The organism is Pseudoalteromonas sp. SG45-3 (assembly GCF_014164075.1).
Taxonomy (GTDB): Bacteria; Pseudomonadota; Gammaproteobacteria; order Enterobacterales; family Alteromonadaceae; genus Pseudoalteromonas; species Pseudoalteromonas distincta.
This window is the reverse complement of sequence record NZ_JACJEN010000030.1, coordinates 17163-29208: the sequence shown is the minus strand read 5'-3', so window position 1 is coordinate 29208 and position 12046 is coordinate 17163. Positions and strand designations below refer to the sequence as shown.

At 38.6% G+C, this 12046-nt stretch carries 7 protein-coding genes; 6 read left to right on the top strand and 1 reads right to left on the bottom strand.

The window, feature by feature from the left end; translation table 11 throughout:
• The first annotated feature begins 397 nt into the window (after positions 1-397).
• The gene (locus H5126_RS20255; protein ID WP_182721543.1) at positions 398-1564 is read left to right on the top strand and encodes a cellulose-binding family II protein; all 1167 of its coding nucleotides are present in this window, start codon (positions 398-400) and stop codon (positions 1562-1564) included.
• 59 nt (positions 1565-1623) lie between these two features.
• Here H5126_RS20255 and H5126_RS20250 read toward each other — a convergent pair whose 3' ends face one another.
• The gene (locus H5126_RS20250; RefSeq protein ID WP_024595451.1) at positions 1624-2556 is read right to left on the bottom strand and encodes a hypothetical protein; all 933 of its coding nucleotides are present in this window, start codon (positions 2554-2556) and stop codon (positions 1624-1626) included.
• 386 nt (positions 2557-2942) lie between these two features.
• Between H5126_RS20250 and H5126_RS20245 the strand changes: the two genes are divergently transcribed.
• Genes H5126_RS20245 through H5126_RS20225 form a run of 5 tightly spaced genes read left to right on the top strand, consistent with a single transcriptional unit; the run spans position 2943 to position 12043 of the window.
• Positions 2943-3245: an isoamylase early set domain-containing protein gene (locus H5126_RS20245; RefSeq protein ID WP_182721247.1), complete on the top strand. Its 303-nt coding sequence runs from the start codon at positions 2943-2945 to the stop codon at positions 3243-3245.
• Positions 3246-3254: 9 nt separating this feature from the next.
• Positions 3255-5249, top strand: a complete 1995-nt coding sequence (gene malQ / locus H5126_RS20240; RefSeq protein WP_154902873.1) for a 4-alpha-glucanotransferase — start codon at positions 3255-3257, stop codon at positions 5247-5249.
• Positions 5250-7457: a 1,4-alpha-glucan branching protein GlgB gene (glgB, locus tag H5126_RS20235; protein WP_182721246.1), complete on the top strand. Its 2208-nt coding sequence runs from the start codon at positions 5250-5252 to the stop codon at positions 7455-7457.
• A complete protein-coding gene (gene glgX / locus H5126_RS20230; RefSeq protein WP_182721245.1) occupies positions 7450-9513 on the top strand; it encodes a glycogen debranching protein GlgX in 2064 nt (687 codons plus the stop codon). Before glgB ends, glgX begins: the two co-directional genes overlap by 8 nt.
• Positions 9506-12043, top strand: a complete 2538-nt coding sequence (locus H5126_RS20225) for a glycogen/starch/alpha-glucan phosphorylase (protein WP_182692397.1) — start codon at positions 9506-9508, stop codon at positions 12041-12043. The genes glgX and H5126_RS20225 overlap by 8 nt, the downstream gene beginning before the upstream one ends.
• Positions 12044-12046 lie beyond the last annotated feature (3 nt).

The window sequence follows — 12046 nt, the reverse complement described above, 5'->3', positions numbered from 1 at the left end:
TCATGCTGTTGTGTGGTAACAAGCCTAATTGCACGTTCACGAAATTCTGATGTATAGCGATTTGATTTTTTCATAGTTCCAGTTTCTCAAGTTATTGAGTCTCTGGCAAACACGGGGCGATTCAGAGCAGTTATCGAGCACACTAGCTTATAAATCTTGCGCCGCAATTAAATAGCACCTAGTTTGAACAAATTTTTATCCACAAAGATAAACAGACCCTAGATATAAATGCATTAATTTAAATATTTAAGCCTGCTTTTTATAAGTTAATAGCAATAAATCATAGATTTAAATATTGAAGCTATTGATAAGGTACAAAATTTTGTAAAGAAAATTAATACTTTTTTATATGCATGACTATACTTGTTTTAATTTGTACATTAGTTAGCAATGGATTATGCCCGCATATCTTTTCACTCTTTTGTTAGGTTTAACTGGGCCTCTCCAGTTTGGGACAAACTTACCCACCACAGCTCCTAATAATGCAGTCAACCAAGTCGAGTGTATTTTATTTGAAATGGGAGCGCCTTTTCAGCTACAAACCTTGCCATGGTTACGTGCACGTCGAGAAGTAAAGTTAGAGCGCTTAGATGGATATTTCACAACCCATTTAATGCCTGAAATGAAAGCTTATGGACGTATATCATCCCCCATTTTTTTAGAAAGCTGGTACTGGTTCACTCACCCAGAGAGCATTAATAAACCAAAAAATAAAATGCGTTATGGTGCAGTAAGAGGAAGTTATCAAGCAAATTGGTTTAAAACTCAGAATATTATTGCTGAGGTAGAAGTAAATTCATTAGAAGAAATAGTAAATGTAATGCACCATAAACGGATTGATAGAATCCTACTTGATTTAGACGATTTTGAATTAGCAGCCTCTAAGCTAGGGATCAATAAAGACGAGTACCAAAAAGAATTTTTTAGATATGTACCTTTGGGATTATTTGCTTCGCATTCACTTATCAAACGCCTTCCTGAATTTATGCAGCAGTTCGATGAAAATATAAATACTTGTGCGCAAGCTCCATTTTCACTATCAAAAAGTGAAGAAACGCAAATACTTGATAGGCTCTACAGTAGCGCTAAAACCTTATTAAACTTACCTAGTTTAGTCGAAGAAGTTCAAATAAGTAATGAGTCTCCTTTGAGTGAGCCTGAAATTATGAAACGAGACCAGCTATGGATAAAAGAAAGTAAACACGTTGGGCATGCTGATGCGTTAACTATGCTTGATTTACCGTTATCTAAGGTATTTAAAAAATGGCAATCGCAGTTTAAAGGTGTTGTTACTGAGCTTATATTGACTGATAGCCAAGGAAAAAATATAGCAATAAGTAAGTTAACCAGTGATTACTGGCAAGGAGATGAGAATAAGTTTACTAAAATATTTAAACAGTCAAAGGACTATAACTTTGATAGCGTTACATATGATGCATCAACACATCATTTTCAAGTACAGCTAAGTTATCCTGTTTTAGATAATAATAGCCATATTGGAGTGTTGATTTTAGGTGTTGATGTAGAAAAAGCACTCCATTCGTCAAACGAAAAGAGTAACTAACTCGATACCTTTTACATAAGTTAGCTAAGCTTTGGAACTTTTGCTTAGCTAACATTATATTATGGATGTATTTTTTCTGAGGTCGGCTTTTTTCTTATAATTTCTTTTTTGGCTTCATCAAGCTTTATAAAATAAGCATTACCGCCAATACCTTTAAACTCTTCATCTGTAAATACAATAGTATTGTCATCAAAAAAAGTGACAGCTTCTTTTTGAGTTACTATTCCTAAGTCAATTTTTGATACATCGCCAGAAAAAAACTTATCACCCTCAAAATTTTCGAATAACCAAATACTGGTTGAATCAAGTAATATCAGCTTTTTACGATCAGGGCTTAAAGCAGCCGATGTTATCCAGCATAGCTTTTCTAAAGTGGTACATGTTTTAAATGAGTCTATTAACTCTGCTTTAAAATTAGCGGCATGATCGCCCACTTTATAAACCTTAGTAATACCATCAAATGGCTCTGTGCGGTTTTTAGTAAATAAATATAAGTGACGTCCTAGAGCTACAAATGCCTCTAAATCAAAATTACGGTTATTGGGCTTTATAGGACTGCCATCCATTTCGGGGTAGGTAAACTTAATTATTTCTGCTTGAGTCGTATCTGTTTTTATATCTATCGGGTTTTCTATTTTATAAATAGTGAGCCATCTACGATCGTTTTTGTTGTTACCAAAATCGCCTAAAAAGAAGTGCCCAAATTTGTTTTGGGTCATGTCTTCCCAATCAATGTTTTTAGCGTTTTCAACTAAAATTTCTTTAGCAATAGAACCGTCTTTATTGAGTCTGTATAGCTTTGGTTCATTGCCTCCGTCGTTAATAGCCCATAAACGTTGCTGTTTATCAAATTCTATTCCTGATATTTCTTTTAATTTAGGGTCAACTGAAATTTCTTTTTTACTGTATAGGGTATAAATTGAGGTACCAATAAATGCAGCTACAACTAAAAAAATGATGGTGGTAGTTATTAAAATGGTTTTTTTCAACATGAAATTAATGATATTTCAGAGTATTAGAATGATGTGTATTATCCATGATGAAGTAATATAAAAAAAGTAATTTAGGATTTTAAATTTTCTTCGGATATTTGCAGCTATAAATATTTATATATTGAACTAATGAGGTTTTTAATAGTTTGTTGGTTTGAATATTGCTCTGTATGTTAAGTATCATTTAAAGCGTATTGTATATAAGGTTAATGCACCTTTTTGGTGCAATTGAAATATTATTTGCACTGTAATAAAGCGTAAATAAAGTTTTGTTTAACTAATAACACGTTTAATGATTTTTAGATGGTTACCACATCGCCTTTTTGTTTAGTTGTATGGCCTGTGGCAAAGATTAAGTACCCTTTTTGGTTTAGTTGGAGCCTGCTATGTTGAATAAACGTTTTTTTAAAACAAAAGATGAAGCTGAAGTTACTTTTGAATTTTCTCATCCAGAGGCAGAAGAAGTTTGCTTATTAGGTGAATTTAATGATTGGAAACCAGTGCCAATGAAGCTTTATAAAAAACAAGGTGTGTTTAAATTTAAGCAACGCTTACCTATCGATAAACAATTTCACTTTCGTTATCTGATTAATGGAGACATTTGGGATAACGACCATCAAGCTGACGGTTATATCGGCAATACATTTGGCACAGAAAACAGCATAGTAAATACTCAACGCACTAATTAAGGCGATTCAATGGATGCTCTTTCGCAGTTGTTTTACCTGCATGGTATTGGCTTTGAATTCACTAAGTATACAGGTGAACAGGTATTTTTTAGCGAAGAAACGCGTAAACGTGCTTTGCAATGTTGTGGTGTTGATACAAATAATGAAGCAGGAATAGCTCAACTAACTTATGATTTAGATGCATCGCTTTGGCTTGCTTTAGTACCTAGTGTGAGTTTAGTTGAGCAAAGTACATGTTTGTTAAAGCTTCGTATAGATGAACGTCAGCAATATTTAGCCGCTAATATCGATGTCCCTTCACTTGGAATGCATTTAGCATTTGATAACCTTTATAACTTGGCTGTCACTGGTGAATATTACTTGCATGGCGTTCGCTATATTGAGCTGGCACTACCCATTGGTAATATGCCAATTGGCTATCATGACGCTAATGTTCAGGTAGGTGAGCAACACGCTATTACACAAATTTGGTGCGTGCCTGAGCAAGTCTATCAAGTGGGAGACACAAAGCGCACTGGATTATCTATTCAGCTTTACACATTAAAAAATAGAGCGAATTTTGGTATTGGCGACTTTGACGATTTATTAGCGCTTACAAAACTATGCAGCTCCCAAAACATGGATTATATATTACTTAATCCACTGCATTTGTTATTTGCTGATATGCCAGAGCGAGCCAGTCCTTATAGCCCTAATAGTCGCGCTTTATTAAATCCTCTTTATATTTCTATCGTACTAAGCGAAGACGCAATAAATAACGAAAACCTTGACGCCATTATGCAGCAAGATGATGTCGCTGCACTTATTAAAAGTAATGATCAGTTTATAGATTATGAAAATGTAAGCCGTATAAAGTATACGTTATTTGAAGCGCTTTATAATCAGTTTGAATTAACGGCAAGTGATGAGCGTCGCCAAGCGTTTACTGATTTTTGTAATGCTCACTCTACTACGTTAAATACCCTCGAATCAGATAACCTAACATTTGCTTATTACCTGCAATGGCAAGCGCATATGCAACTTGCACTGTGTCAAAAAAGTTGCGCAGAGAGAGGCATGGCTATTGGCTTAATAAACGACTTAGCTGTTGGTTGTGCTGGCGATGGGGCTGAATTTAAAAACCAGCAATCGCTGTTTAGCCAAGGTGCAAGTGTAGGCGCTCCACCCGATCCATGGGCTGAAGCAGGTCAAAATTGGGGCCTCCCAGCCCTCAATCCCCAAAGCCTTAGTAATAATCACTACCAATTTTACCGCTCGCTCATTCGCGCAAACATGCAAAACGTAGGTGGGCTTCGAATTGACCACGTAATGGCTATTAGGCGCCTATGGTGGTGCTTTGAAAGCAATGGCGAACAAGACGGCTGTTATGTTTACTATCCGTTTGAGCATTTACTTGCCATTTTAAAAATTGAATCGCATATTAATCAGAGTATTGTTATTGGTGAAGATTTAGGCATCGTACCGCCAGAGGTTAGGGAAGCTTTGGCATCTAGCGGTATTTTTTCCAACAGCTTATTCTATTTTGAAAAACAACACAGTGGAGAGTTTTTATCGGTAGATGAGCTAGCAACACATTGTTTGTTAATGATAGCCAATCACGATGTCCCTCCATTTACAGGCTGGTGGCAACATGATGATTTAGATATTAAGCAACAATATAAGCTTATAACTTGCAATGAATACGAGCAACTAAAGCAACAGCGAATAGAAGAGCAACAAAGGTTACTACGTTTTATTAATCACCATGGCAATACAACTGAGCTTTTATTACATAGTGAAGCAGTGACTGTTTATAGCGCACTTGCATTGTGTTTAGCAGGCTCTCAATCGCGTTTATTTGCAATACAAATAGATGACTTAGATGAGCAAAAGTATCCGGTTAATATCCCCGGGACAGATAAAGAATATCCTAATTGGCGACGTGTATTAACGCATACCAGTGAAGAAATTTTTACCAAAAATGCCTCACTTTTAGCTGCTATCGATTCAATAAGGAAAGGTTAAATGAGCAGTACAACTAATGAAAATAATTACGATGCACAAGTACACGCATTAAATACAGGGCGATTTAAAGACCCATTTAGCTTCTTAGGGGCACATAAAACGGATGCTGAGGTTGAAGTTCGTTTTTATCTACCTTGTGCAATAAGCGTAAGTGTTACATTAAATAATAAAAGTATTAAGGCGAAACGCTACCAGCAAAGTGATTTATTTATAGCCAAAGTTGATGCTTTGCCCACTGCGCCATATGAATGCATTGCTCAGTACACAGATAGCAGCGTTACCTTTTATGATGAATACAGTTTCCAAAGCACACTTGATGCAGAGGCAATGTATTTATTTAACGAAGGCAGCCTTGAACATGCTTACTCGCATTTTGGTGCACATTTTAGTACTCAACAAAACGTAGACGGTGTACGTTTTTGTGTATGGGCGCCTAATGCGGCAAGTGTCTCTATTATTGGTGAGTTTAACTTTTGGCAAGCGAATCGCCACTTTATGCGCTTTCATCCTGCAAGTGGTGTATGGGAGTTATTTGTACCAGGCCTTAAAGCTGACATGTGCTACAAATTTGCAATTACCGCGCAAAGTGGAGAGGTGCTCGAAAAAGCCGACCCTTATGCATTTAAAATGCAACAAGCACCTGGCACTGCAAGTGTACTGCAGTATAAACCAGTACCTATAAAGCTTGGCGAGCAGGCTCTTCAAAACAGACAAAAGCGTAACCATATAGATGCACCAATTAGTATTTATGAAGTGCATTTAGGCTCATGGCAACGGGCTGAAAACAACCGCTATTTAAGTTACACAGAGCTTGCCGACAAACTCGTTAGCTATGCCCTTGAAATGAATTTTACTCACCTGCAACTTATGCCAATAAGTGAATACCCGTTTGATGGTTCGTGGGGGTATCAGCCTGTTGGATTATTTGCACCTACCAGCCGCTTTGGCGACTACAACAGCTTTAAATACTTTGTAGAGCAGTGCCACAAAGCTAATTTAGGTATTTTGCTTGATTGGGTACCAGGGCATTTTCCAAGCGATCCGCATGGCTTACATCGATTTGATGGCACCCATTTATATGAGCATGCTGATAAGCGCCAAGGGTTTCATCCTGATTGGAATACCTACATTTATAACTACGACCGTCCTGAAGTTAAAAGCTTTTTAATATCAAATGCTATGTATTGGCTACATCAATTTGGTTTAGATGGCCTGCGTGTAGATGCCGTAGCTTCTATGTTGTATTTAGATTACAGCCGAAAAGAAGGCGAGTGGGTTGCTAATTGTTACGGCGGGCGTGAAAACTTAGGTGCAATTGAGTGCCTAAAGCAAGTCAATATGCGCAGCTATAAAAACAACCCAGGCATTATGATGGTGGCTGAGGAGTCGACAGCATGGCCGGGTGTCACCCAAAGTGTTGAGCACAACGGTTTAGGCTTTGGTTATAAGTGGAACATGGGTTGGATGAATGATAGTTTGCATTACATGCAGCACGACCCTTTATATCGTCAGCATCATCATCATGAAATGACTTTTTCGATGGTATACGCGTTTAGCGAAAACTATATATTGCCATTAAGCCACGATGAGGTAGTACATGGTAAAGGCTCGTTAATTGAAAAAATGCCAGGCGATGATTGGCAAAAATTTGCAAATTTACGCGCTTATTACGCATTTATGTGGGCACACCCGGGTAAAAAACTCTTATTTATGGGCGGTGAAATCGCACAGCGAAAAGAGTGGGGGCACGATCATTCTATCGATTGGCATTTACTTGAGCACCAAAGCCACAGCGGTATAAAGCACACCGTAAAAGCGCTCAATACCGTTTATAAAACCCAACCCGCGTTGTATGAGCTTGATTCGAGCGCGGCTGGTTTTACCTGGATAGATAACAATAATAATCAGCAGAGCATTTTAAGCTTTGTTCGCTATGCTAAAAACGCAAAAAACTTTGTGGTTGTTATTGCTAATTTTACCCCCGCGTCCTATGAAAACTACGTTATTGGCGTACCGAGTAAAGGGCGTTACAAGGTCATTGTAAATACAGACGATACTCAGTTTTTTGGCTCTGGCGTTGAGGTAACTAAAGATTCTTCGCTGATAGTTCAGGCAATAAACGAATCAAATCATGGTTTTAAACACAGTATTTCAATTGCCATTGGTGGCTTAACTACTATTTATTTACAAAAGGTTGATGATGAGTAACCGATTTGATGTAGCACCCGGTAATGTAGAACCACTTGGCTCTAGTGTTATTGATAATGGGGTCAACTTCGCGCTTTATGCGCCTGGGGCGAGCCAAGCTTATGTATGCCTGTTTGATAAAAGTGGCCATTCAGAAATACTAAAAATGGCGATGAATATCAACGAAGGGGGTATTTGGAGTATTCATATTTCGCCATTAAACGCCGGTGCGCTTTATGGTTTTAGAGTTGAGGGTGAATATAACCCTAAAAATGGTCAACTGTTTAACGAAAATAAGCTGCTGATAGACCCATATGCAAAAGACTTGTTTGGTGAGTTTACTTGGAGTGAACGCCATTACGGGCAAATGCCAATCGGTACTAAAAGCACTGTAAATAATGCGATTGATATACCTAAATCAAAAGTAGCGGCTCCTACGTTGTATACGCATAAAAAGCCTAACCACCGTTGGTCAAACACGGTTATTTATGAGTGCCATGTGAAAGGTACAACGTGTCGTCATCCTAAAATACCTAAACCTCTACAAGGGAAGTTTTTAGGGTTAAGCCACCCAAGCTTTATTGAACACTTACAAAGCTTTGGTGTTACAGCCGTTGAGCTTTTGCCTGTTCATTCTTTTATTAGTGAGCAATTTTTAACAGGGAAAGGTTTGCAAAACTACTGGGGTTACAACACGCTTAACTTTTTTACGCCCCATAAAGACTATTTGGTAAACGACGATATAAACGAGTTTAAGCAAATGGTGCAAGAGTTCCATGCTGCAGACATAGAAGTCATATTAGATGTTGTTTACAACCATACAGCTGAAGCAGGGGCGGATGGCCCTATACTATCGCTTAGAGGCTTTGATAACTTAGCCTATTACCGCACAGTAGATGGTCAGCCTGACGTATATATAAACGATACCGGCTGTGGTAATACCATAAATATTGACCACCCTAAAACACTGCAACTTGTACTTGATAGCCTTCGTTATTGGGTTGAAGTAATGGGAGTTGATGGTTTTAGGTTTGATTTAGCGACCATTTTAGGCCGCTCAAAAGCAGGCTTTAGCTCCGCACATACTTTTTTACAAGTAGTTGCCCAAGACCCTGTGCTTAACAAAGTTAAGTTAATAAGTGAGCCTTGGGATATAGGCCCAGGTGGTTATCAGCTTGGTGCATTTCCGCCGCCATGGCGAGAATGGAACGATCAATATCGCGATGTAATTAGACGTTTTTGGCAAAGTGAAACAGGCATTATTGCAAGCGTTGCAAAACGTTTGCATGGATCGTTTGATATTTTTGAGCACAGCCAACGTGGGCCGCTCAATAGTATTAATTTCATAACGAGTCATGATGGTTTTACCCTTGCCGATTTAGTGAGTTATGAGCATAAACATAACGAAGCTAATGGCGAGCAAAATCGAGATGGGCACAGTGCAAATCATTCGTTTAACTGTGGGGTAGAAGGTTTTACCAGCGACTCTAAAATAAACGCACTGCGCTTACAGCAACAAAAGAACTTTTTACTTACTTTAATTCTCTCAAAAGGTGTTCCAATGATTGCCGCTGGCAGCGAAATGGCGCACTCGCAAGGGGGGAATAACAATGCTTATTGCCAAAATAATCGCACTAGTTGGCTTGCCTGGAAAGATTCTCAACTTAATCATTCGTTAACACGATTTATTGATGATGCATTAAAAATTAGACGTGCGCACAGTGCGTTTAAACACAGTGTATTTTTAGATGATATAGACGAGCGTTTTACCGTTAAGTGGTTTACCGAACAAGGTAAAACCATGACTGATGCTCACTGGCATGAAGATACCAGACAGTTTTTAATGTATAGCTTACTTGATAAGCAAAACAATCATGCATTGCTGATTGTATTTAATGCCAGTGAAAAAACAATTTTTTGTCAAATGCCCCCATCGCCAATTAATGCGCCGTGGCAAATGATTCTATCAAGTGTACATAATGCATCTTTGAGCAGTAATGAAGATGCGATGGTTGAAATTTCAGCACAAAGTAGTTGGGTTTTTAGTGCCAATTTAGAGGATGTTAGTCATGGTTAAACAAAGTGATCAAGTGTGTGTAGTAAAGGGCTGGCAAGAAGGGCCCGTTATTGATGAAAGTACGCTTAAAGATGACTTAACACGGCATTTTTATTATACCCTCGGCCGAGATAAGGTGGGTGAATCGCAGCATTATTTGTATCACGCATTAGCGCTTACTATTCGCGACAGACTTGTGGCCCGCTGCAGAGAAACGAATCAACAAATTAAGCAAGAGAAACGCCGCAAAACGGCTTACCTTTCTCTTGAGTTTTTGATGGGGCGTGCGCTAGGTAATGCTGTTTTAAATCTAGATTTAGATGAACAAGTAAGCTCAGCACTACAAGAGTACTGCACAACAATAGAAACAATTGAAGACGCCGAGCACGACGCTGGCCTAGGAAATGGTGGGCTAGGGCGCCTTGCAGCCTGCTTTTTAGATAGCTGTGCTAGTTTAGCGTTGCCTGTTATTGGCTATGGCCTACGATACGAATACGGCATGTTTAATCAATCGATTAAAGATGGTAACCAAATTGAGCAACCAGATAACTGGCTACGTGAAGGACATCCATGGGAGCTAAGCGCACCAGAGCATGCAAAACGTGTGAAGTTTGGTGGCTATGTGCAAAGTTACACAGATAAATTTGGCAGAGAGCACCGTCAATGGATGGGCTCACAAGATGTATTAGCTGTACCGTACGATGTACCTGTCCCTGGGTATAAAAACAATATCGTAAATACACTACGTCTGTGGAAATCAGAGGCAACAGATGAATTTAATTTAACCGAATTTAATGCGGGCAGTTATTCAGAAGCCGTCGCACAAAAAAATCTAGCCGAACAGATCACCATGGTGCTGTATCCAAATGACAGCAGCGAAAATGGTAAGGAACTTAGGTTACGCCAACAATACTTTTTATCATCGGCGAGTATTCAAGACGTAGTAGACCAATGGGTTTCCCAACATGGCGAGAGCTTTAGTGACTTTGCTGATTTTCATGTTTTTCAGTTAAATGACACGCATCCAAGTATTGCTGTTGCAGAGCTAATGCGTATTTTAATTGATGATTACGAATTAAATTGGAACGACGCCTGGAAAATCACAACTAAAACAATGGCTTATACAAATCATACGCTACTTCCTGAAGCGCTTGAAAAATGGTCTGTTTCGTTGTTTTCAAAATTATTGCCACGCATTTTAGAAATAGTTTACGAGATAAATGCACGCTTTTTAGCACAAGTTTCACAGCAATGGCCGGGAGATGTTGAAAAGCAACGTGCATTGTCACTGATTGAAGAGGGTGATGAGCCGCAAATTCGTATGGCTTATTTAGCTATTGTAGGTAGTTACTCTGTAAATGGCGTAGCAGCACTTCATACTGAACTGTTAAAAGCGGGATTATTTAAAGAATTTTATGCACTGTGGCCAGATAAGTTTAATAACAAAACAAATGGTGTAACGCCTCGTCGATGGCTTGCGCATTGTAATCCAGTATTAAGTGAATTAATTGGTGAAAAAATTGGCCATGATTGGGTTAAAAACTTTTCAAAAATTAGTGACCTACGTCGTTTTTATGACGACAAGGCATTTCATGAGCAGTGGCAAAATGCTAAACGTGAAAACAAACAACGTTTAGTTGATTTAGTTAAGGCGCGCTGCGATATCGATTTTGATGTATCAATGATGTTTGACGTACAAGTAAAACGTATCCACGAATACAAACGTCAGCTATTAAACATACTTCATGTGATTCATTTATATGACCGTATTCGCCGTGGGGATACCCAAGGGCTTGTTCCTCGTTGTGTTCTATTAGGTGGTAAAGCAGCGCCGGGTTATTACATGGCTAAAAAAATTATTAAGCTTATTAATAACGTGGCAGAGGTTATAAATAAAGACCCTCAAGCTGCGCCATATTTACGCGTCGCCTTTTTGCCTAATTACAACGTAACCGCAATGGAAGTTATTTGTCCTGCAACTGATCTCTCAGAGCAAGTATCTACCGCAGGCAAAGAAGCGTCTGGTACTGGCAACATGAAATTTATGATGAATGGTGCATTGACAATAGGCACGCTGGATGGCGCAAACATTGAAATTAGAGATGCTGTTGGTGCTGATAACTTCTTTTTGTTTGGCGCACAAGCGCACGAAATTGACGATATTAAATCACGTTATAATCCAGAGCATTTAATATCGCAAAATAGCGATTTAAAGAATGTGATGCAATTACTCGAGAGCGGGCATTTTAATTTATTTGAACCATGCTTATTTGACGACATAACAAATGCAATTAAGAGCCCGCACGATCCATGGCTTGTTGCTCACGATTTTGAAAGTTATGTAGCAGCTCAAAAAGAAGTTGATAAAGCTTACGCAGATCAGACCTACTGGACACAAATGAGTATTTTAAATACAGCAGCCAGTGGTATGTTTTCAAGTGACAGAACCATAAGCCAATACAGTGAAGATATTTGGCATTTAGAACCCCTCAATATTAGTGAAACAGACTTAACGACAACTAAAAGCCATGCCACTAACAGCCTAGACTAAATG